Origin of the sequence: Pseudodesulfovibrio portus, assembly GCF_026000375.1 — a bacterium.
GTDB lineage: Bacteria > Desulfobacterota > Desulfovibrionia > Desulfovibrionales > Desulfovibrionaceae > Pseudodesulfovibrio > Pseudodesulfovibrio portus.
On record NZ_AP026708.1, the window covers coordinates 1,452,059 to 1,473,071 of the forward strand.

The 21,013-nt window shown below is 62.0% G+C and carries 19 protein-coding genes and 1 pseudogene; 6 read left to right on the forward strand and 14 right to left on the reverse strand.

Annotated elements, in window-relative coordinates:
• Positions 1-37: 37 nt before the first annotated feature.
• Complete coding sequence (locus OO730_RS07025; RefSeq protein ID WP_264983873.1) at positions 38-1,216, forward strand: endonuclease/exonuclease/phosphatase family protein; 1,179 nt, start codon at positions 38-40, stop codon at positions 1,214-1,216.
• Positions 1,217-1,405: 189 nt separating this feature from the next.
• Here the strand turns inward: OO730_RS07025 and OO730_RS07030 are convergent, their stop codons facing one another.
• The 12 genes and pseudogenes from OO730_RS07030 to OO730_RS07085 all read right to left on the reverse strand — a co-directional run bounded on the left by OO730_RS07030 (position 1,406) and on the right by OO730_RS07085 (position 13,921).
• Positions 1,406-2,605, reverse strand: coding sequence for an FprA family A-type flavoprotein (locus tag OO730_RS07030; RefSeq protein WP_264983874.1), 1,200 nt, complete (start codon positions 2,603-2,605; stop codon positions 1,406-1,408).
• A 96-nt stretch (positions 2,606-2,701) separates the two neighbouring features.
• Positions 2,702-2,890, reverse strand: a complete 189-nt coding sequence (gene rd, locus OO730_RS07035) for a rubredoxin (protein WP_407681920.1) — start codon at positions 2,888-2,890, stop codon at positions 2,702-2,704.
• Positions 2,891-2,938: 48 nt separating this feature from the next.
• Positions 2,939-3,151, reverse strand: a pseudogene (locus OO730_RS16250) (rubredoxin); the annotation flags it as partial.
• Positions 3,152-3,344: 193 nt separating this feature from the next.
• On the reverse strand, positions 3,345-3,728 hold the full coding sequence (locus tag OO730_RS07045) for a desulfoferrodoxin (RefSeq protein ID WP_264983875.1): 384 nt from the start codon (positions 3,726-3,728) through the stop codon (positions 3,345-3,347).
• Positions 3,729-3,749: 21 nt separating this feature from the next.
• Entirely contained in the window at positions 3,750-4,322 is a 573-nt protein-coding gene (gene rbr / locus OO730_RS07050) for a rubrerythrin (protein WP_264983876.1), read from the reverse strand.
• Positions 4,323-4,557: 235 nt separating this feature from the next.
• Positions 4,558-4,956 (reverse strand): Fur family transcriptional regulator, encoded by a 399-nt coding sequence (locus OO730_RS07055; RefSeq protein WP_264983877.1) that lies wholly within the window; start codon positions 4,954-4,956, stop codon positions 4,558-4,560.
• A gap of 228 nt (positions 4,957-5,184) precedes the next feature.
• Positions 5,185-7,203, reverse strand: coding sequence for a methyl-accepting chemotaxis protein (locus OO730_RS07060; protein ID WP_264983878.1), 2,019 nt, complete (start codon positions 7,201-7,203; stop codon positions 5,185-5,187).
• A gap of 9 nt (positions 7,204-7,212) precedes the next feature.
• Positions 7,213-7,662 carry a cytochrome c family protein gene (locus OO730_RS07065; protein ID WP_264983879.1) on the reverse strand — a complete coding sequence of 150 codons (450 nt, stop codon included), beginning with the start codon at positions 7,660-7,662 and terminating at the stop codon, positions 7,213-7,215.
• A 167-nt stretch (positions 7,663-7,829) separates the two neighbouring features.
• Positions 7,830-10,826 carry an AIR synthase-related protein gene (locus tag OO730_RS07070; RefSeq protein ID WP_264983880.1) on the reverse strand — a complete coding sequence of 999 codons (2,997 nt, stop codon included), beginning with the start codon at positions 10,824-10,826 and terminating at the stop codon, positions 7,830-7,832.
• A 60-nt stretch (positions 10,827-10,886) separates the two neighbouring features.
• Positions 10,887-11,855 carry a polyprenyl synthetase family protein gene (locus OO730_RS07075; RefSeq protein ID WP_264983881.1) on the reverse strand — a complete coding sequence of 323 codons (969 nt, stop codon included), beginning with the start codon at positions 11,853-11,855 and terminating at the stop codon, positions 10,887-10,889.
• A gap of 45 nt (positions 11,856-11,900) precedes the next feature.
• Entirely contained in the window at positions 11,901-12,590 is a 690-nt protein-coding gene (mqnB, locus tag OO730_RS07080; protein ID WP_264983882.1) for a futalosine hydrolase, read from the reverse strand.
• An 8-nt stretch (positions 12,591-12,598) separates the two neighbouring features.
• Complete coding sequence (locus OO730_RS07085) at positions 12,599-13,921, reverse strand: nucleotide sugar dehydrogenase (protein WP_407681912.1); 1,323 nt, start codon at positions 13,919-13,921, stop codon at positions 12,599-12,601.
• 60 nt (positions 13,922-13,981) lie between these two features.
• Between OO730_RS07085 and OO730_RS07090 the strand changes: the two genes are divergently transcribed.
• Entirely contained in the window at positions 13,982-14,188 is a 207-nt protein-coding gene (locus tag OO730_RS07090) for a DUF2065 domain-containing protein (protein ID WP_264983883.1), read from the forward strand.
• On the opposite strand, the gene OO730_RS07095 is transcribed toward OO730_RS07090, so the two are convergent.
• Both OO730_RS07095 and OO730_RS07100 read right to left on the reverse strand, forming a co-directional pair.
• Entirely contained in the window at positions 14,157-15,026 is an 870-nt protein-coding gene (locus tag OO730_RS07095) for a ubiquinone/menaquinone biosynthesis methyltransferase (RefSeq protein WP_264983884.1), read from the reverse strand. The two genes, OO730_RS07090 and OO730_RS07095, sit on opposite strands and share 32 nt — an antisense overlap.
• Positions 15,027-15,230, reverse strand: coding sequence for a hypothetical protein (locus tag OO730_RS07100; protein WP_264983885.1), 204 nt, complete (start codon positions 15,228-15,230; stop codon positions 15,027-15,029).
• 331 nt (positions 15,231-15,561) lie between these two features.
• Between OO730_RS07100 and OO730_RS07105 the strand changes: the two genes are divergently transcribed.
• From OO730_RS07105 to OO730_RS07120, 4 genes are all read left to right on the forward strand, one after another.
• A complete protein-coding gene (locus OO730_RS07105) occupies positions 15,562-16,194 on the forward strand; it encodes a TetR/AcrR family transcriptional regulator (protein WP_264983886.1) in 633 nt (210 codons plus the stop codon).
• Positions 16,187-17,233 carry an efflux RND transporter periplasmic adaptor subunit gene (locus OO730_RS07110; RefSeq protein WP_264983887.1) on the forward strand — a complete coding sequence of 349 codons (1,047 nt, stop codon included), beginning with the start codon at positions 16,187-16,189 and terminating at the stop codon, positions 17,231-17,233. Before OO730_RS07105 ends, OO730_RS07110 begins: the two co-directional genes overlap by 8 nt.
• Positions 17,230-20,349, forward strand: a complete 3,120-nt coding sequence (locus tag OO730_RS07115) for an efflux RND transporter permease subunit (protein WP_264983888.1) — start codon at positions 17,230-17,232, stop codon at positions 20,347-20,349. Before OO730_RS07110 ends, OO730_RS07115 begins: the two co-directional genes overlap by 4 nt.
• Positions 20,350-20,485: 136 nt before the next feature.
• Positions 20,486-21,004 carry a CreA family protein gene (locus OO730_RS07120; RefSeq protein WP_264983889.1) on the forward strand — a complete coding sequence of 173 codons (519 nt, stop codon included), beginning with the start codon at positions 20,486-20,488 and terminating at the stop codon, positions 21,002-21,004.
• Positions 21,005-21,013 lie beyond the last annotated feature (9 nt).

Sequence of the window (21,013 nt, forward strand, 5' to 3'; positions counted from 1 at the left end):
GATTCAGACGCTGTTTCCCGGGCCAGAGGAGGACGGCATGATCAACTACTGGCCGCTCAAGCGCATGGACAGGAAGTCCCGGAAGCGGACCGTGGACGGGCTGGAGAGAATCCGGAAACTCGTGGCCGCGGAAATGCCCGGACGGACCCTGCAGTCGACGCTGGTGCTGGGCACCTGGAACATCCGCAATTTCGACGACAACCGGTTCGGCGACGGCCCCCGGCTCGAGGAGTCGCTCTACTACATCGCCGAAGTCATCTCCGCATTCGACGTCATCGCCATCCAGGAAATCTGCCGCGACCTCGGCCCCCTCAAGGAGGTCATGCGGCTGCTGGGGGCCGACTACGACTACATCGTCACCGACGTGACCGAGGGGAGCAGCGGCAACAAGGAGCGCCTCGGGTTCATCTACAACACCAACAAGGTCCGCTTCCGCAACATCGCGGGCGAGATCGTCCTGCCCTGGAAGGACCAGATCAGCGACGTGACCCGGAAACGGCAGTTCGCCCGCACCCCGTTCGCCTGCGCCTTCCAGTCCGGCTGGTTCCGGTTCATCTTCTCCACGGTGCACATCTATTACGGCAAGCAGTCCAAGAACTCCGACGAGTACAGGCGACGGGTCGGTGAAATCGAGTCCGTGGCCAAACACCTGGCCAAGCTGGCGAAGAAGGAAAAGGACAACTACATTCTGGTGGGCGACTTCAACATCGACAAGATGGGTGACGATGCCGGGAATGCCCTGGTGGGACAGGGATTCGAAACCACCCAGAACATCATCGGGAGCAACTCCAGGAAAAACAAATTCTACGACCAGATATCCTGGCTGCCGAGGGAGGGCTCGGTGCGCCGCGCCGATTCCGACCGGAGCCACGGCGTCCTGGACGTGCTCTCTGCGGTCATGCGGGACGGGGTCACGCAGTTTCGCGACTACGACCCGTTCGTCACCGCCACCCTGCAAAGGAAACTGGCGGATGCCGAGGAAGCCCTGCGCGAGGCCAGGCGGAAAAACAAACCCACCGCCAAGAAACTGAACGCCGTGAACGACTTCAAGAAGACTCTGGCCGACGAGGAACTGCGCAGGGACTACTACGTCAACACCTGGCGCACCTTCCAGATCAGCGACCACCTCCCCCTCTGGGTCGAACTCGAGGTGGACTTCAGCGCCGAATACCTGACCACCCTCAAGGACGGCACCTTCACCCCCCTCGAAGAATAGCCCCCACCCAAGCAAAAAGCCCGGCCTCATCAGAGACCGGGCTTTTTATCTTTACTGACGAACAGCCAAGGCTGTTCAGAGTGGTTCGAGTGCAAGGCGCAAGGTCAAAGAGTACCGCAGCGTATCCCAATACGCGAGGACGCTCTTTGACCGCAGCAACGCAGCAATCGGGCCGCTATGGACAGCCGCTTACCCAAGCTTGGCCTTGACCGCAGCGGCAATGGCCTTGCCCTGCTCGTAGCACTTCTCCATGGCGTCGTGATCGGGCACGAACTTGGTCTTGACCGGCTCCACCACTTCCATGCTCATGTCCTCCAGCCACTGGGTGAGGACCTTGACGCACTCGCCGGACCAGCCGAAGGAGCCGATGGCCGAGCCGATCTTGTTCTGGGGCCGCAGTCCCTTCATGTAGGTCAGCATGTCGGCCATGAGCGGCAGGATGCCGTTGTTGTGGGTCGGGGACCCGACGATAACGGCGGCGGCGTCGAACACCTCCAGCATGACCTCGGAATGATGGTTGGACTTCATGGACATGAGACGCACGGAAACGCCCTCGTCCGCCAGTCCGGCCGCCACGGCCTTGGCCATCTTCTCGGTGGAATGCCACATGGTGTCGTAGATGATGACCGCCCTGTTCTTTGGCTTCTGCTCGGCGTACTGCTGGTATTTCTCCATGGCCCATGCGCAGTCGTCACCCCGGAACATGAGCCCGTGGTCCGGGCAGATCATGTCGAATTCGAGGTTCATCTCCTTGAGCGCGGCCAGGGTCTTGAGGACCACCGGGGAGTAGGGCAGCACGATGTTGGCGTAGTAGAAGCGCATCAGCTCTTCCAGCTTGGCGCGGTCCACCTCGTCCGCCCAGCGTTCGCTGGTGGCCCAGTTCTGGCCGAATGCGTCGTTGGTGAAGGCGATCTTCTCCTCCGGGCAGTAGGTCAGCATGGCGTCGGGCCAGTGCAGCATGCGGGTCTCGACAAAGGTCAGCGTGCGCTTGCCGATGTTGATCTCGCTGCCGGTGGGCACGACCTCGACGGGCCAGTCCTTGTAGTGGAAGTGCGCCTCCATGGCCTTCTGGCCCATGGGAGAGGTGTAGATCTTCTCGGGCTTGTATTTTTCCACCACCTTGGCGAGGCAACCGGAATGATCCGGTTCCAGGTGGTTGACGACGATATAGTCGATCTTCCTGTCGCCGAGCACGTTGGCCAGGTTGCACTGGAGCGTGCCCCAGAACTCCTCGGCCACGGTGTCGACCAGGGTGACCTTCTCGTCCATGATCAGATAGTTGTTGTAGGTGGTGCCCATGGGGGCCACGGAATAGCCGTGGAAGTTGCGGCGGTTCCAGTCCACCGCACCAATCCAGTATACATCTTTCTTTATTTCGACAGGTTTCATGCAATGCTCCACATTGAACGGTCAATCAATTCCCAAATCCAAAAGAAGCGCGATCTGACCGGAACGCGCTTCCTCATCACCGACATGTCCGGAAGACTAGTCTTCCGGGACGAAGCTTTCCTTGGTAGCGCCGCAGATGGGGCAGGTCCAATCGTCCGGCAGGTCGTCGAAGCTGGTGCCGGCGGGGATGTCGGAATCGGGGTCACCCACCTCGGGGTCGTACACATAGCCACAAATTTCGCAAACGTATTTCTGCATGGGATCTCTCTCCTTTTGGTCGGGCATGTTCGCAGCAGCCGCGACGGCTGTCAACTTGTCAGGGTCTGTTTCCACAGGCAATTCACAGTCGGCCTTGGTGGAGCCGGGGCCCATGAGCGGCCTGAAACAATTCTTGGTCCCGCCGCAGATGGGGCACCGCCACTCGTCCGGCAGGTCCTCGAACTTGGTTCCCTTGGGAATCTTCCCCTTCCGGTCGCCCTTGTCGGGGTTGTAGATATAACCGCAATTGACGGTCTGGCATTGGTACATCTCTTCAGGCAGAGCCATAAATTTTCCTCGCTGCTCTCCCCCGCTTGCGCAGAGGGCAAAAAGGCGGGCCGCCGGGCCCGCCCATCATTAACTCACGAATGGTCCTGCTTAAAAGGTCGGGAGTGGTGCAGGTGCAAGGCGCAAGGGCGAAGCTGTAGTCCCCCTACAGCGATGTCCGCAGCACTGCGGCAGATGCGCCGCCATCGCCCTTTTAAGCTTTCCAGAGCCCGTGGAGGTTGCAGTACTCGCGGACCTTGATGTCACCGGACAGCCCGCAGACGCAGAACTCGGCTTCCGGGGCTTCGCCGGGCTTGAGCATCTTGGTCAGGACGGTCTCGCCGATCTGGACCTCGATCCATTCGATGTAATGCTTCTCTTCCATGGGATGGGCCACGTCGCCGACCTTGACGGTGATCTTGTCGCCGTCCTTGGTCCAGACCGGGACGTGCTTTTCCTTGGCGGCATCAACGGTGTTTTCGGTCATCAGTTTCATTTCCTGTCCGCAGCAGACCAGGTCGCCGCCGCCCTCGTGGATGGCCATGACGATATTGCCGCACACTTCACATTTGTACACTTCACCCAGTTTGATTGCCATGTCGTTTCTCCTTGTGCTGGTTTACCAGTTGGTGTCCTTCATCTCGAAATGGGCCTGGGGATGATCGCAGGCGGGGCATTTCACCGGGGCGGTCGTGCCCTTGTGATTGTACCCGCAGTTCTGGCAGCGCCAGACGATCTCTTCATCCTTCTTGAAAACCCTGTCGGCCTCGATATTGGCGATCAGGGCCTTGTAACGTTCTTCGTGGTAGGACTCGGCCACGGCGATGTTTTCCATGACTGCGGCGATTTCGGCAAAGCCCTCTTCCCGGGCGATCTTGGCGAATTCGGGGTACATGTGCTGCCACTCCTCGTTCTCGCCCTCGGCAGCGGCGTAGAGGTTCTCCAGGGTCGTGCCGATCTTGCCCGCCGGGAAGGTGGCCGTGATCTCGGCGTCGCCGCCCTCAAGGAACTTGAACAGCCGCTTGGCGTGTTCCTTCTCGTGATTGGCGGTCTCTTCAAAAATCCTGAATATCTGGACGTAGCCTTCTTTCTTGGCCACACTTGCGAAATAATTGTATTTGTTGCGGGCCTGGGATTCCCCGCAAAAAGCGGTCAAAAGGTTCTTTTCCGTCCGGGTGCCTTTAAGTGACATACATGTTCTCCTTTTTGGACTTTCACCGTTTCTTACATCAAAATCGATGCGCTGTCGTATTATTTTGTTCCCAATCGGCCGCCGTTGTCAAAACATTGCATTCATGGCGGCGTCAATTCACTTTGTGAGAACTATTACTAATAAGCAGTGCGCGCTATGTCAAGACCCTGAAGAAAAAAAGAAAAGCCGGTCACACGGTTGTGTGACCGGCCTTGAAATATCGGAAGCAGTGGCGTTACTGCTGCGTCTTTTGGCACTTGGGGCAAATGCCCACAAACTCGACGTTGGTGTTCAAAATCCTGTAGCCGCCCGTGCAGGACTCGGGGATATCGGGAATCTCGATCTCGCATTCGACATCGGCCACGGCGGTGCAAACCTCGCAACGGATATGCGGGTGCGGGTCAGGTGTCCCGTCGAACCGCTTCTGCTCACCCGGTGCGCCCAGCTTCAAGACGAGGCCTTTGCTGGAAAGAAACTCCAGGTTGCGGTAGACCGTTCCCAGGCTTATTCTCGGGATGATCTTTCGCACCATGTCATATACTTCATCAGCGGTAGGATGGCTTTTAACCTTCCTTAACTCTTCAAGAATAACTTTCCTTTGCTTGGAAAGCCTAAATCCCATTTCATGCGCCATAAGAACTCCTTCGAAAAAATTCGATAACAATTACTATTCTTTTGTTGTCGAAAAGTCAAGCTCCCCACGCCAGCTTACCGGCGCAGTATTCCCCTACAACAGAAAGTCCTTTCCTGCAAATGCCTTAACCCAATAAGGACTCACGCAATGAATAGGCGGAATCGTTATCAACCCCACATAAAAAAGGGCGGCCCGAAAACTCGGGCCGCCCTTTTGTGTTGATCGATGCTAGTTGCGGAACTTGGCCACCAGGCCGGCAAGGTTCTGTGCCATGCCCGACACCACTTGGATACCGCGGTTGGAGTCGTTGATCCCGGCCAGGATTTCCTGGGACAGATTGTTGATCTGCGTGACGCGGGTGTTGATCTCATCCGAGGTGCTGGACTGCTCCTCGGCCGCCGTGGCGATGCCGTTGACCATATCGGCAATGGTGTTGGAATGCTTGACGATCTCTTCGAGAACACCGCCCGCTTCCTGGGCCATGCCCGAGGTCTTGACCACGCGCTCCCTGGCGGTGTCCATCTCCTTGACCACGTCCGAGGTGGACTGCTGGATGAGAGAGATGGCGCCCTCCACTTCCTTGGTGGCGTCCATGGTCTTTTCCGCCAGCTTGCGGACTTCGTCGGCAACCACCGCAAAGCCCCGACCGGCCTCGCCCGCACGGGCGGCCTCGATGGCCGCGTTCAGCGCAAGCAGGTTGGTCTGGTCCGCGATGTCGTTGATGACCGCCATGACCTTGCCGATGTTTTCGGCCCGGCTGGACAGGGCGCTCAGGGCCTCGGCCAGGTTCTCCGTGGTCCGCGCGACCGCGTTGATCTCGTCCACGGTCTTGCCCACCACGATGCCGCCGTCGGCCGCCACCTTGTTGGCCTGGCCGGACGCCTCGGCGGTCTCGGAGGCGTTCTTGGCAACCTCCAGGACCGTGGCGTTCATCTCTTCCATGGCCGTGGCCACCTGGCCGGTCTGATCGGCGGTGGTGTCCACGCCGCTGGCCAACTGGTCCATCTGCGAAGACAGTTCGTCGGACGCCTCGTTGAGCTTGTTGGCGACCTCGGTGACCTCGTTGGCCACTTCCAGAAGGTTCTGGCGCTGCAGTTCGATATTCTTCTTGTCCTCTTCCTCGCGGCTGAGGTCGATGAGCACGCAGATGACGCCCACGGTCTCGCCCTCGGCGTCCTTGAGCGGGGAAGCCTCGAAGAGCAGCGGGAAGGTCACGCCGTCCTTTCGGGGATAGAGGAAACGCCCGGTGACCGGCTCTCCGGTGATCATGACCTTGTCGGCCTCGCAGGTCCCGGCTTCCTCGTCGTCGCAGGTGAAGATTTCGGACACGGGCCGTCCCTTCACCTCGTCTTCCACAAACCCGAGAATCCGCTGCAGGGGCGGATTGATGAACTGGAACGTCATGGCCGCATCGGTGACGAACAGGGGAACCACGATGCCGTTCAGGACGGACTGGTTGTATTGAAGCTGGTTCTTGATCTGGTCCACCATGGCCGTCAGATACCCGGCCAGGCTGGCCATCTCGTCCTGTCCCTTGACGTGGAACTGGGCATCCAGGTCGCCCTTGGCCACTTCCTCGGCCGTGGCCGCGATGGAGGTGATGGGCTTGATGACCGACTGGCGCATGAAGATGATCAGGGCGGCCAGCAGGGCGATGACGCCGAGCGCCGAGATGCCTGCGGACCTGAACTGATTGTTCTTCAGGGCCTCGAATTGCGGGCTGACGTCAACGGCCACGACCATGGTGCCCAGAATCTTCCGGGTGCCTCCGTGGCAGTGGTAGCAGAACGGGTTGTTCTCAATGGACTTGACCTCGGCGAAATGGAGCTTGCCGTTGATCTCCATGAGCTCGCCGGAACGCATCTTTTCGTCCAGGCTGTTCTGGATCATGCCCGGCAGGCCGTTTTCAGAACGTTCCTCGAAAATGGACTTGCGGATGGCTCCGGAGACGGTCGAATACGTGACCTCGCCCTTGTAGTCCGTCAGGTAGACCATGGTATCCGGATACCGTTCCGCCATCTGCAGGAATTTGATCTCGGTGCCCTCGTTGTCGCCGACGGCCATGGGGTCCTCGATGGCGATGTAGAGCATGTCGGCCACACGCTCGGCTGCGGCCTCGACCTCATGCAGGGTGTGGTCTTTGGTGGAAATGGACGTATACACGAACAGGCCCGTGAAGGCGACGATGGTCAATACGGACGACAGCAGGGAAACCTTGACGCCCAGGGATTTCTTGATGAAATTCATACGCCCTCCCTAGTGCGCCCCGCCGTACAACAGCGGCTTGAAGTCAAATGCCTCGACCCGTTCCGGGTTGTGGCATGTCTGGCAATCCGCCATGTCCAGCGACCCCTTGATCAATTCGGAGTCGCCCCCGGATTCCACGTGGTCGTACCCCGGTCCGTGACAGACCTCACAGCCGCAGTCGGCCATGCCCGGAGTCTCTTCAAAGCTGACGAAGCCGCCCGGCTGGCCATAGCCCGTCACGTGACAGTGGAAACACTCCTTGAGTTCCTCTTCGGTCAGGTCACCCGACATGAGCTTGACCGATTCGCCGGAGTGGGCCTTTTTGGCGAATTGCTTGAAATTACCATACTCGGTTTCGTGACATTCCTCGCATGCCGCAGACCCGACGAACTGCCCGGAGTTCGTGCGGCCTGTGCCGGCCATGCAGACGGCGATAAAAAAGGCAGCCCCAAAGAACATGAGACAGCCTTTCGACCAAACAGTAGAAAAAGACATGTACCAACCCCCGTAGCGATATCCTTGGTGTGGCGGCAGACCTCTCAAGCCGCCATTACTATTGCTTAGAACTTATAGAGGTATTTTTCAATCAGGTAAAGCAGTTATTGTTCTCAAACCGACAACAACCACTACCAATCGAGTGTTGCCTTGAACGCCTGGGCCAAGGCTCCGACCTCCTCGTTCAGCACTGTCTCTTCGGCATATTTTGCAATTAATTTAGGGGCATTTGAGACCTGCCCGATCAAGCCGAGGATTTGCCCGGCAAAAAGGGCCTCAAAGGCCGCCCGGTCCGCCGGTTTCACGGTGACGACGAACCGGCTGGCGGACTCGGCATAGAGCACGCCGGTCAGGTTCATGTCGCCGCAGGTCGGCACAGCGTCCAGGTCGACTTCCGCGCCCAGCCTGCCTCCGATGCACATCTCGGCCAGGGCCACGCCCAGCCCGCCGTCCGAGCAGTCGTGGCAGGCGGAGATCAGTCCCTGCTGCGAGGCCGCGAACACGGCTTCGTAACGGGCCTTGGCGGACAGGAGGTCCACCTGGGGTGCGTCGGGATTGGAGAAGCCCAGTTCGTCGGCCACCTCGGAGCCGCCCAGTTCGGGGCGGGTCAGGCCGAGCACGTAGATCAGGTCGCCCTCTCTCTTGAAATCCGAGGTCATGCACTTGTTCACGTCCGGGATGACGCCGATGACCGAGAAGAGCACGGTGGGAGGGATGGATATCTTGTGGCCGCCGCCCTTGTAGTCGTTCTTCATGGAGTCCTTGCCGGACACGCAGGGCACGCCGAAGCCGAGGCAATAGTGGGCCAGGGCCTGGTTGGCACGCACCAGCTGGGCGAGCTTGTACTGTCCGTCGGGGGTGGTTTCGGACTGCACGGGATCGCACCAGCAGAAATTGTCGCAACCGGCCATGTAGTTGACGTCGCCGCCCACGGCCACGGCGTTGCGGATGCCTTCGTCAATGGCGTTGGCCATCATCCAGTAGGTGTCGTAATCGGAAAACTGCGGGCAGATGCCGTGGGAGATGACCAATCCCTTATCCGAACCGTATTCCGGGCGCACCACGCCCGCGTCGGACGGGCCGTCAGCCTTGACGCCCACCATGGGCTTGACCGCGGACCGGCCCTGTACCTCGTGGTCGTACTGGCGCACCACGTACTCCTTGGAGCAGATGTTCAGGCGGCCCAGCATGTTCTTGAGCAGCCCGTTCTGGTCGGCGGGAACCGGGACCTCGTCGCGGTCGTGGACCGGACGCTCCCAGGTGGCCGTCAATTCCATCTGGGGCACGCCGTTGTGCAGAAAATCCATATCCAGGCAGGTAACGATCTTGTCGCCGTACCGGACCAGGTACTTGCCGGAGTCGGTGAAGTTGCCGAGCACGGTGGACTCCACGTCCATCTCCGCGCTCAGTGCCATGAACTCGTCCAGCTTCTCGGGCGGCACGGCCATGGTCATGCGCTCCTGGGCCTCGGAGATGAGAATCTCCCAGGGCCGCAGGCCGTCGTACTTGAGGGGGGCCTTGGCCAGGTCCATGTCGAAGCCGCCCGAGTCCTCGGCCATCTCGCCCACGGACGAGGACAGCCCGCCCGCGCCGTTGTCGGTGATGGCGTTGTAGAGGCCCCGGTCGCGGGCGCGCATCAGGAAATCGTACATCTTGCGCTGGGTGATGGGGTCGCCGATCTGGACGGCCGTGGCCGGGGAGCCCTCGTGCAGCTCCTCGGAGGAGAAGGTCGCGCCGTGGATGCCGTCCGCGCCGATGCGGCCACCGGACATGACGATGAAATCGCCGGACATGGCGCACTTCTCGTGGGACGGCCTGCCGGCCACGGTGACGGGCATGGTGCCGATGGTGCCGCAGTAGACCAGCGGCTTGCCGAAATAACGCTCGTCAAAGACGATGGACCCGTTCACGGTGGGGATGCCGGACTTGTTGCCGCCGTGCTCAACGCCCTCGCGCACGCCCTCGAACACCCGGCGCGGGTGGAGCAGCCTGGGCGGCAGCTCGCCCTCGTAGAAGGGATCGGCAAAGCAGAACACGTCGGTGTTGCACAGCAGGTTGGCGCCGATGCCGGTGCCCATGGGGTCGCGGTTGACGCCCACGATGCCGGTCAGGGCCCCGCCGTAGGGGTCGAGCGCGGACGGGGAGTTGTGGGTCTCCATCTTCACGCAGACGTTGATGGAGTCGGAAAAGGAGATCACGCCCGCATTGTCCTTGAACACGGACAGGCAGTAGTCGCCGCCCTCGCGGGTGGCCGCGTTGCGCTCGCGAATCTGTTTGGTGGAACCCTGGATGAAGGTCTTGTACAGGCTGGACAGCTCGGAAATCTTGCCGGTCTCGGTGTTCTCGTAGGCGATCTTTGCGGAGAATATCTTGTGCTTGCAGTGCTCGGACCAGGTCTGTGCCAGGACCTCGATCTCGGCGTCGGTGGGGTCGATGCCCAGGCCGAACTTGGCGCGCTCGGCCTGCACCGCCGGGTCGGCGTACCAGGCCCGGATGTCGTGCATCTCGCGCAGGGACAGGGCCAGGGTGTTGGCCCGGGAAAAGTCCGTCATCTCCTGATCCGTCATGGTGGACAGGGGGATGATGTTCACCTCGTCGGACGCCTCGCCCGTGACCCGGGCGGCCTTGGCCTCGAAGCCGGGGTCCGTGGTCCAGGTGGCGGCGGATTTGTACTCGAAGCGCTGGATGAGCTCGTTGGCAAGCAGGTCCTTGCCGATGCGTTTGATGTCGCCCTCGGCCATGTCGGCGGTGATGAGATACTGGCGGGAGGTGTAGACCTTGACGCCCTCAAGCGCCTTCTTGTCCAGGCCCAGCACCACGCCCAGGGTCTCCCTGGCGGTGCGGCCCTCGTTGTCGGTCACGCCGGGCCGGAAGCCGACCTCGATGATCCAGTCGAAATCACGGGCCAGCGGCGAAAGGGACGCCTCGTGCAGCACGGGGTCGTGCAGGGCGGCCCGCTCCAGGGCGAGGTCCACCTGGGCCTGATCGAGCCCTTCCAGGGTGTAGACGTTGACGATGCGCACACCGCCCACGTCCATGTGCAGCTCTCCGGTGATCTTGCGGGCGATCTTCTCGCCCAACACGTCACGCACATTTTCCTTCAGACCGACAAGTACACGGCACAGCATGATTACTCTCTCCTCTCAATATGCAAAAGGCCGGTCCCTTCCTCGGAACCGGCCTGAAAATCACTTGGTTCTGGTCAGCACGAAATCCGCGGCCTGCTTCAGCACGGCCACCTCCTCGACGGAGTCGAGTCCGTCCAGGCACGCCTTGGCCTTCTCGACATAGCGGGCGGCCTCCTCCCGGGTCTTGTCCGAGTAGCGCCCTTCCCGCACCTGGGCCAGCACGTCCTCGCACTGGGCCTCGCTCAGGGACTTCTCCTTGAGGGCATCGAGCAGCGCCTCGCTCCCGGCCTCGTCGCCGTCCTCCATGAGCAGGATCAGCGGCAGGGTCACCTTGCCCTCCTTGAGATCGCCGCCCTCGGGCTTGCCGGTCTCGCTGGTGGGCGAGGCGTAATCCAGGGCGTCGTCCACCAGCTGGAAGGCGATGCCCACGTTCAGGCCGTACCGGCCCGCGGCGTCCTCCTGCTCCGGGGTGGCCCCTGCCAGGGCGGCCCCGCACCGGCAGGCGCACTCGATGAGACGCGCGGTCTTGCCGATGATGATCTCCATGTAGGTGGCGCGGTCCAGGGACGGGTTCCGGGAGAAGGCTATCTCCTCGATCTCGCCCACGGCGGTCTCCATGATGCCCCTGGCCAGCAGCCAGGACAGCCGGGAGTTGCCGTAGCGCGCGCCCATCTCGTTGGCCAGGGCGAGCAATGCGTCGCCTGCCAGGATGGTCTCGGTCCGCCCGAAAACCAGGTGGGCGGCCTTCTTGCCGCGCCTGAGCTCGGCGTCGTCCAGGTAGTCGTCGTGCAGCAGGGTTGCCGAATGGAGCAGTTCCAGCGCGCAGGCAATGGCGTGGTAGTCGTCCTTGCCGTACCCGAAGGCGCGGGCGAAGAGCAGGGTCATCATGGGCCGGATGCGTTTGCCGCCCGAACCGATGATGTGCTTGGCCACATCCCTGACCAAACCGCTCAGCTGATCGGCTTCCTTGTCGAGAAAATCATTGATGCCGGGGAGTTCCCGTTGGAAATATCGTAAGAGGTCTTCCATATCGTTTCAGTATGTCAGGTTGCCGGGTGCGGGGCAAGTCCCGCGTTAGCCCGAAAAAAGGTCCGCAGCGGCATCTTTCAGGGCCTTGAGCGCGCCCTTGAGATCCCAGTCCTCTGCCTCGCGGGAGCCCACCAGATTGGAAAGCGTCCGCAGCTCAAGAAACGGCAGCCCTGCCTGCATGCACGGGTAGGCCAGGGCGAACCCTTCCATGTTTTCCATGTCCGCGTTGCAGGACAGCTTGAGCCATCCGGCCCGCTCCGGGGTCCCGGTCACGCCGGACACGGTCACGCCCGCAGCGCGCAGCCAGCCGTCACGCAGCGTCAGGCCCATGCCCGCCGCATCGTTGACCGGATTGAGCTTGATCCGGTTCCAGACAATCTGCTTGCCCGCCGTGCCCTGGGCAAAGCCGATGCCCTTGGGGTCCACGCTCCCCTCCTCGTCCAGCAGCCCGTATTCGGGCCAGGTCTCCTGCCAGGCGTAGCAGGTGGACAACAGGGGATACTCTTCGGGATTGTAGGACCCGGCGATGCCGAGGTTGACCATCCCGTCCACGTCCGGACGGGACAGGAGCCTCCCGGCGGCCAGGGCCGCGTTGACCACGCCCACGCCGGTCACGGCGAGCAGCAGGTCACGGCCCTGGAATCCGTATTCCACGGCCCCGCCCTGCTCCACAGCGGGCGCGTCGGGAAAGGCCGCCTTCATCTCGTTCACCGTGGCCGTTGCAACAACGATCATCAAATCCCCTAGAGCCGCCAGCTGGCGACGTTTTCAACGGCCAGTTCGGCCCGGTCGAAGAATCCTTTGACATCCACCACCAACCCCTTGTCCGGGTCGGCGAACCACCCCTTGATCTCCCTGACGGAGAGGGCGCGGTACCGGTCGTGGGACACGGCCAGGATCAGGGCGTCCAGGTTGCGCAGCTCGGCGAGGTCGCACAATTCGATGCCCAGCTCTTCCCGGGCTTCCGCCCTGTCCGCCTGGGCGTCGTGCACCAGGACATCAACGCCGTAATCGCCCAGCTCCTCGATGATATCCACCACGCGGGTGTTGCGCAGGTCCGGCACGTTCTCCTTGAAGGTCAGGCCGAGGACGCCCACGCGCGCGCCCTTGATCTTGCAATCGTTCTGGATCAACCGCTTGATGGTCGACTCGGCAATGAACTTGCCCATGGTGTCGTTGATCTCGCGGCCCGCCAGGATGACGTGGGGGTGCAGCCCCATGGCCTCGGCCTTGAAGGTCAGGTAGTAGGGGTCCACGCCGATGCAGTGGCCGCCCACCAGGCCGGGCCGGAAGGGAAGGAAATTCCATTTGGTGCCCGCGGCCTCCAGCACGTCCAGGGTGTCGATGCCCATGGTGTCGAAGATCAGGGCCAGCTCGTTCATGAGCGCGATGTTCAGGTCGCGCTGGGTGTTCTCGATGACCTTGGCCGCCTCGGCGGTGCGGATGTCCGGGGCGCGGTGGATGCCCGCCGTGACCACGGTGCCGTAGACGTCCTCCAGCAATTTGCCCGTGGCGTCGTCCTGCCCGGCCACCACCTTGACGATGGTCTCCAGCCGGTGCACCTGATCGCCGGGATTGATCCGCTCCGGGGAGTAGCCCACCCAGAAATCCCGACCGCATTTGAGGCCGGACTCGGCCTCCATGATGGGCACGCAGACCTCTTCGGTCAGGCCGGGGTAGACCGTGGACTCGAAGACCACCACCGTGCCCGGAGTGAGGTGCCTGCCCACAGACGCGCTGGCGGACTTGACGGGCCGCAGGTCCGGGGAACGGAATTCGTCGATGGGTGTGGGCACGGCCACCAGGATGAGTTTCGTTCCGGACAGGGCGGACAGGTCGGCGGTGAAGCTCAGGTTCACATCCTCGCCCACGGTGGCGAAATCCACCTCGTTGGTCCGGTCCAGGCGGTCATTCAGTTCGGCCACGCGCTTTTCGGACACGTCCACGCCCACCACCCTGAAGTGGCGGCCAAGGGCCACGGCCAGGGGCAGCCCCACGTAACCGAGGCCGACCACGCCGACGGCCTCTTTACCGTTCTTCAACTGGTCGAAAGTTATCATGCTCATATGCTCTCCGTTTCTCCGTCCCGGTGGACACAGGCCCGCGTTTGGGGCAGTGTGGCCACCATGAACATCGACTGGTCGCTTCTCATCATGGCAATAGGCCTTGCCTTCGTTTTCGAGGGCATACCCTACTTCCTGTTTGCCGAGCGCATGCCCAAATGGCTGCTGACCTTTGCCACCCAGCCACCGAAGTTTTTACGCTTCGTCGGGCTGACCGCGATCATACTCGGCCTCCTGACTATTTCTTTCGGGCGCTCTCTGAACTTTTAGCGCCCTTCCCGCCCGCCGGTCTCTTCGCCTTGGCTGCCGCCTTTTTCGGCGCGGCCTTCTTTTTGGGCGCGGCCTCTGCGGGGGCGGCGTTCCCAAGCGGCTTCTCGGCCACGTGCAGGTAGACGATGCCGGACATCATGGGCACGTTGTAGACCCGCTCGAATCCGGCGTTGAGCAGCTCGACGCCCAAGGCCCGCTCGTCCGGGAAGGACTTGATGGTCTCCGCCAGGTAGCGGTAGGCGCCGGGGTCGCCGGAGATGCGGTCGCCGATGAACGGCAGCAGCTTTTCCAGGTAGAAATTGTACAGCCCCTTCCAGACCCGCTTGGACCCGGTGCCGAACTCCAGGATGCACAGCCGCGCGCCGGGCTTGAGCACACGCATGAACTCGGCGTAGGCCTCCTCGCGGGGCAGGATGTTGCGGATGCCGAAGGCGATGGTGGCTGCGGACATGGAATTGTCCGGCAGGGGCAGGGCCCGGCCGTCGGCCTGGACCGGGAAGATGCGCTCTTCGCGCCCTTCCCTGAGCTTCTTGCGCTTGCCGTTCTCCAGCATGGGCAGGGCGAAATCAAGGGCCGCCACCGTGCACCCGGGATACTGCCGGAGCAGCTCCACGGACACGTCCATGGTCCCGGCGGCCAGGTCCAGGACCATGCCGCCCGGTTCCGGGCGGGCCGCCTTGGCCAACCGGTAGCGCCAGAAGATGTCCTGCCCGCCGCTCAGGGCGTGGTTGAGGAAATCATACCACCCGGCGATGCGGCCGAACATGGCGGCGACGCGCTCGCCATGCTCGGTGTGGGTGGTGGCCCCGGTGTGGGATTCACATTCCGGACGGGTCATCTATTCGGCCTTGTCCGCCTTTTCGACCAGCTCTTCCTCACGGGAGCCGTCGCCTGCGGTTTCGCCGGTGATGGTACGCATGATGTCCTTGTAGATGACGTCGAAATTCTGCCCGAAGTTGGAAGGCGAGATGCGCCCCACCTCGATGAACTTGATGACCACTTCCTTGGCCACCTGGAGCGCCTGCTTGTCTAACTTTTCCATGAACAATCTCCCGGGATAAAAATGGAAAAAACCGCCCGGTGGGAAATGGCCTTGACCAACATAGTCAGGGTAGCCGGGCGGGAAAAAAGAAAGAAACCGAAAAGCCCCTTTCTTTTTTGCGGATTCAGTAGCATGCGCGGCACGGGTCCGTCGAGTTCTTTATCCCTGTCCCCGCGCCGGGAACACGTGGCCGGATGCCGTGGCGCAACCCGACGAAACACCATTTCAAACGATGTTTGATTTTCCTGTTGACAACCGCACGGGCCATCTCTATATGAGCCCTTCAAACGCTGTTTGAAATGACGATTTAATCGCACATTTGGAGAGACCAATGAGCAAAGACTCAACCCGCGACAGAATTCTTGCCGCCGCCAGCGCCGAGTTCTCGATCAAGGGATTCGACAAGACCACGGTCCGGGACATCTGCACCAGGGCGGACGTGAACGTTGCGGCCATCAACTACCATTTCCGCGACAAGCAGAACCTCTATTACAAGGTGCTCGCCCACTGGATGGACGACTACATGGAAAAGACCGGATTGCGCGAAAGCATGACGTCCCTCAAGAGCCCGGAAGAGAAATACCGGCAGTACCTGCGCGCGGAACTCAGCTACATGTGCAAGGCCAACGACCCCGACGGCGTCCAGCTCAACCAGGCCCGGCAGATCATTCAGGAGCTGAGCTCGGAGGACCATGACCCCGAAGTGTTCAGATGTCACAAGGAAGTGGAGGAAGAGATCCTCTTCCCCGTTCTACAGGAACTGCTCGGCGGCTGCGAAGACATGGCCGTGGTGGCCGACGCGGCCATGGCCGCCACCTCGCTGAGCGTTCACTATTTCCTCCGGGCCCTGGACGACCCCCAATTCACCATCCAGACCGAGGAAGACCTGGACCATACCACGAACTTTCTTGCCACGTTCGCCCTGGGCGGACTCAAAGCCATCAAAGAGAAATACAATGCTTGAGAATAAATTCATCCCCCTCATGATCCTCGTCTCCCTTGCCATGGGATTGACCCTGGCCGGTTGCGACGGCGAGGAATCCAAGGCCAAGGCAGTGGAGCACGAACGGGTGGTCAAGGTGGAAACCGTGACCGTGACCCCGATTCCCCTGAAGGACATCCTGACCCTGCCCGGCGAGACCGAGCCGGACGAGGACGTGTCCGTGTCCTCGGATTCCGCAGGCACGGTCAAGTGGCTGGGCGTCCATGAAGGCGACCGGGTCGAAAAGGGCGCGATCGTCGCCCGCGTGGACGTGGCCTCCAGCGGCGCCCGCCTCGACCAGGCCAAGGCCTCCCGGGAGCTGGCCGCCGAGCAGCTCCGCCGACGCCGCGAGCTGCTGGAAAAGGGCGTCCTGGCCCAGGAGGAATTCGACGAGATGGCCGCCAAGCTGGAAGAGTCCGACGCATCCCTGCGCGAGATGCAGGTCAGCGTGGACAACGGCGTGATCCGCGCCCCGGTCTCGGGCATCGTCAACAAGCTGCACGTGGACCAGGGCGAACGGTTGAGCGAGGGCAGCCCCGTGGTGGACATCGTGGACCCGACCCTCATCCGCGTGACCATCAACGTGCCCGAGATGGACATCCCCTACATCAAAAAGGACCAGAAGGTGACCGTGACCGTGGACGCCATCCCCGGCCGCACCTGGGACGGCGTGGTGGAATTCATCTCGTTCAAGGCGGACGCCACGTCCAAGACCTTCGAGACCCGCGTGCTGACCGACAACCTGGACGGGGCCATCCGCGCGGGCATGCTCGCCCGCGTGTCCCTTGAGCGGCGCACCATTGAAGACGCCGTGACCGCCCCGCTCTACGCCGTCATCAACCAGGGCGGCGAACGGCTGCTCTACGTCAACGAGAACGGCACGGCCCGCGCCCGGACCATCGAGATCGGCGTGGTCAGCGACGACCTCGTCCAGGTGACCAGGGGCCTGAAGGCCGGCGACGAACTCATCGTGTCCGGCCACACCATGGTCGAGGACGGCACCAGGGTGGAAACGAAATGATCATCAACAGAGCCGCACTGAATCGGCAGTCCACGGTCATCGTGCTGCTGCTCTTCATCATCATCGCCGGAATGGCCGCATACGCCGCCCTGCCGCGAGAGGACGAGCCGGACATCACCATCCCGTACATCTTCGTGCAGACCAACTTCGAGGGCGTGGCCCCGGAGGACATGGAGACCCTGGTCACCATGCCGCTGGAGCGCAAGCTCAAGGGATTGTCCGACACCAAGGAGATATCCTCCATCTCGGACGACGGCGTGTCGCTGATCAAGGTTGAATTCAACCCCGGCGTGGACATCGACGACGCCCTGCAGAAGGTGCGCGACAAGGTGGACCAGGCCAAGCCGGACCTGCCCGCCGACCTGCCCGACGACCCGACCATCAACGAGGTCAACCTGTCCGAGCAGCCCATCCTGAACGTGGTCCTGTCCGGGCCGTTCTCCCTGAAACGGCTCAAGGTCTTTGCCGAAACCCTGGAAGACCGCATCGAATCCATCCAGGGCGTGCTCGACGCCGACGTCATCGGCGGACTGGACCGCGAGATTCACGTCGAGTTCGACATGGACCGGGTGGCCTACTACAACATCCCGGTCTCCTCCCTCCTCGACGCCGTATCCGCAGCCAACGTCAACACCCCGGGCGGGTCCGTGGAGATCGGCAAGGCCAAGTACCTGGTGCGCGTGCCTGCGGACTTCAAGACCCCGGACGAGATATTCAACATCATCGTCTACTCCCACGACGGCAAGCCCGTGTACCTGCGCGACGTGGCCACCATCCGCGACCACTACGCGGACCCGACCTCCGTCAGCCGGTTCAACGGAGACCAGTCCGTGACCATCGCGGTCAAGAAGCGGGCGGGCGAAAACATCATCGAGATCAACGACGCGGTGAAGCAGATCATCAAGGAAGAGCAGGAAATCCTGCCCCCCTCGCTGACCATCAACCTGACCGCCGACAAGTCCCAGGACATCCGCAACATGATCAAGGACCTGGAGAACAACATCATCACCGGCCTGCTGCTGGTGCTGGTGGTGGTCTTCGCCTTCATCGGCGGACGCTCGGCCGTGTTCGTGTCCCTGGCCATCCCGGTGTCCATGCTGATCACCTTCGCCGTGCTCGACGCCATCTCGTTCACCCTGAACATGGTCGTGCTCTTCTCGCTCATCCTGAGCCTGGGCATGCTCGTGGACAACGGCATCGTGGTGGTGGAGAACATCTACCGCCACATGCAGATGGGCAAGACCCGGCTCCAGGCCGCGCGCGACGCATCCGACGAGGTGGCCTGGCCGGTCATCGCCTCCACCCTGACCACGGTGGGCGCGTTCCTGCCCATGATCTTCTGGCCCGGCATCATGGGCCAGTTCATGAGCTACCTGCCCATCACGGTCATCATCGCCCTGTTCGCCTCCCTGTTCATCGCCCTGGTCATCAACCCGGTGCTGTCAGCCAAGTTCCAGGGCATCCCCAAGACCGGAAAGGACCTGAAGCCGTCCATGATCGACCGCATGATGGAGCGCCTCAAGGACATATACCGCCCGGTGCTGGTCTGGTCCCTGGACCACCGCTTTACCATCCTGGGCATGTCCTTTGCCCTGCTGGTCGTGTCCACCCTAGCCTTCGGCATGTTCGGCAAGGGCGTGGAATTCTTGCCCAACACCGATCCCAAGCGGGTGGAAGTCAAGATCAAGGCCCCGGTGGGCACCAACCTCGACGCCTCGGACGAATACGTCAAGGTGGTGGAGAAAATGGCCGCCGAGTACCCGGACATCGAGTACGTCATCGCCAACACCGGCGAATCCGGCGCCTCGGACGAGATCGGCACCCACTACTCCCTGGTCAAGCTCGACTTCGTGGACATCCAGGACCGGTCCCGCACCTCGCCGGAGATCACCGACGAGTTGCGCTCAAGGCTCCAGGCCGCCATCCGGGGCGCGGAAGTGCGCGTGGAGCCCGAGAAGATGGGCCCGCCCACAGGCGATCCCGTGAACATGGAAATCACCGGCACGGACCTGCGCACCCTGGGCGAGATGGCCCAGAGGATAAAGCGCATGATCGCGGACGTGCCCGGCATGGTGGACCTCAAGGACGACTTCGTGGCGGGCAAGCCCGAGATCCGCGTTGACGTGGACAAGGAAAAGGCCGCCCTCATGGGCGTCAGCGCCTCCACCATCGCCCAGACCGTGAAGACCTCGGTCAACGGGTTCAAGGTGGGCGTATACCGCGAAGGCAAGGACGAATACGACATCGTGGCCCGGCTGCCCAAGAAGAGCCGCAGTTCCCTGGAAGACATCAAGCGCATCACGGTCTCCGGCCCGGACGGCCGGCCCGTGCCCATCACCTCCTTGGCCACCGTGTCCCTGGGCGGCGGCCTGGGCGGCATCAACCGCATCGACCAGAAACGGGTGGTCACCGTGTCCGCAGACGTGTCCGGCCGTTTGGCCACGGACGTGATCAAGGACATCAACGACCGACTGGCCGGGTTCGAGTTCCCGCGCGGCTATTCCTACAAGTTCACCGGCGAGCAGGAGGAGCAGGACAACGCCTCCGCGTTCCTGGAGCGCGCCTTCGTGGCCGCCCTGTTCCTGATCTTCATCGTGCTGGTCACCCAGTTCAACTCCATGACCACGCCGTTCATCATCCTGACCTCGGTCATCCTGTCGCTCGGCGGCGTCATGCTCGGCCTGCTCATAACGGGCACGGCCTTCGGCGTGATCATGACCGGCGTGGGCGTGCTCTCGCTGGCGGGCGTGGTGGTCAACAACGCCATCGTGCTCATCGACTACTACGAGCAGCTCAAGGAGTCCGGCATCGAGGCCCGCGACGCCATCATCGAGGCGGGCCTGACCCGGTTCCGTCCGGTCATGCTGACGGCCATCACCACGGTGCTGGGCCTGGTGCCCATGGCCACGGGCGTGAGCTTCGACTTCATCAACTTCCGCCTGGACATGGGCTCCGAGACCTCCCAGTGGTGGGGCCCCATGGCCGTGGCCGTGATCTTCGGCCTGGGCGTGGCCACCCTCCTCACCCTGGTGGTGGTCCCTTGCCTCTGCTCCCTGCAGCACGGCATGAAGCGACGGGCGGCAGAACGCAAGGCGAAGAAGGAAGCGACGGCGTAAGGAATCCCCAAAAAAGCAACGCAAAGGGGGAGCGGGGCATTGCCCCGCTCCCCCTTTTTCTTCAGATCAACCGCCCCCCTGCGCCTGAATCCCCACCCCCTTGCATTCCCCGGGAACCGTTGCTATATAACGGTCTATGAAATCTCTAGATTTTCTCAAGACTGAACGGCGTCCATTTTTCAGCCGATTTTTCCGCGTTTTGCCGCTCGCGCTGCTGCTCTGCGCCGTGGTGCCAACCGCTGCCACGCCGGAGGTCATCGGCACAGTGGACACCGTGTTCCGTCTGCTGTCCCGTGACGACGACATCGTGGTCGAGGCCTTCGACGATCCCGACATCCCGGGCGTGTCCTGCTACCTGAGCCGGGCGCGCAAGGGCGGGGTCAAGGGCATGCTCGGCGTGGCCGAGGACACGTCCGACGCTTCCATCGAGTGTCTGTGCACGGACGACATCGTCGTCCCGGAGCGCATCCGGTCCGGCAAGGCGGACGGGGAAAGGGTGTTCAAAAAGGGCACGTCCCTGATATTCAAGTCCATGCAGGTGGTCCGCTTCTACGACCAGAAACGGGACGTGATCATCTACCTGGTCTACAGCGACCGGGTGGTGGAAGGCTCTCCCAAGAACAGCGTGACCTGCGTCAAGGTGCCCACGAAATAAAAGGAGCGG

What these genes read in the sequence shown, in the direction of transcription:
- OO730_RS07030 (WP_264983874.1), bottom strand. Translation starts at nt 2,605, where the DNA reads ATGAAACCTGTCGAAATAAAGAAAGATGTATACTGGATTGGTGCGGTG.
- mqnB (WP_264983882.1), bottom strand. Translation starts at nt 12,590, where the DNA reads ATGATCGTTGTTGCAACGGCCACGGTGAACGAGATGAAGGCGGCCTTT.
- OO730_RS07060 (WP_264983878.1), bottom strand. Translation starts at nt 7,203, where the DNA reads ATGAATTTCATCAAGAAATCCCTGGGCGTCAAGGTTTCCCTGCTGTCG.
- OO730_RS07090 (WP_264983883.1), top strand. Translation starts at nt 13,982, where the DNA reads ATGAACATCGACTGGTCGCTTCTCATCATGGCAATAGGCCTTGCCTTC.
- OO730_RS07045 (WP_264983875.1), bottom strand. Translation starts at nt 3,728, where the DNA reads ATGGCAATCAAACTGGGTGAAGTGTACAAATGTGAAGTGTGCGGCAAT.
- OO730_RS07115 (WP_264983888.1), top strand. Translation starts at nt 17,230, where the DNA reads ATGATCATCAACAGAGCCGCACTGAATCGGCAGTCCACGGTCATCGTG.
- OO730_RS07100 (WP_264983885.1), bottom strand. Translation starts at nt 15,230, where the DNA reads ATGGAAAAGTTAGACAAGCAGGCGCTCCAGGTGGCCAAGGAAGTGGTC.
- OO730_RS07085 (WP_407681912.1), bottom strand. Translation starts at nt 13,921, where the DNA reads ATGAGCATGATAACTTTCGACCAGTTGAAGAACGGTAAAGAGGCCGTC.
- OO730_RS07055 (WP_264983877.1), bottom strand. Translation starts at nt 4,956, where the DNA reads ATGGCGCATGAAATGGGATTTAGGCTTTCCAAGCAAAGGAAAGTTATT.
- OO730_RS07070 (WP_264983880.1), bottom strand. Translation starts at nt 10,826, where the DNA reads ATGCTGTGCCGTGTACTTGTCGGTCTGAAGGAAAATGTGCGTGACGTG.
- rd (WP_407681920.1), bottom strand. Translation starts at nt 2,890, where the DNA reads ATGCCCGACCAAAAGGAGAGAGATCCCATGCAGAAATACGTTTGCGAA.
- rbr (WP_264983876.1), bottom strand. Translation starts at nt 4,322, where the DNA reads ATGTCACTTAAAGGCACCCGGACGGAAAAGAACCTTTTGACCGCTTTT.
- OO730_RS07120 (WP_264983889.1), top strand. Translation starts at nt 20,486, where the DNA reads ATGAAATCTCTAGATTTTCTCAAGACTGAACGGCGTCCATTTTTCAGC.
- OO730_RS07075 (WP_264983881.1), bottom strand. Translation starts at nt 11,855, where the DNA reads ATGGAAGACCTCTTACGATATTTCCAACGGGAACTCCCCGGCATCAAT.
- OO730_RS07065 (WP_264983879.1), bottom strand. Translation starts at nt 7,662, where the DNA reads ATGTTCTTTGGGGCTGCCTTTTTTATCGCCGTCTGCATGGCCGGCACA.
- OO730_RS07025 (WP_264983873.1), top strand. Translation starts at nt 38, where the DNA reads ATGATCAACTACTGGCCGCTCAAGCGCATGGACAGGAAGTCCCGGAAG.
- OO730_RS07105 (WP_264983886.1), top strand. Translation starts at nt 15,562, where the DNA reads ATGAGCAAAGACTCAACCCGCGACAGAATTCTTGCCGCCGCCAGCGCC.
- OO730_RS07095 (WP_264983884.1), bottom strand. Translation starts at nt 15,026, where the DNA reads ATGACCCGTCCGGAATGTGAATCCCACACCGGGGCCACCACCCACACC.
- OO730_RS07110 (WP_264983887.1), top strand. Translation starts at nt 16,187, where the DNA reads ATGCTTGAGAATAAATTCATCCCCCTCATGATCCTCGTCTCCCTTGCC.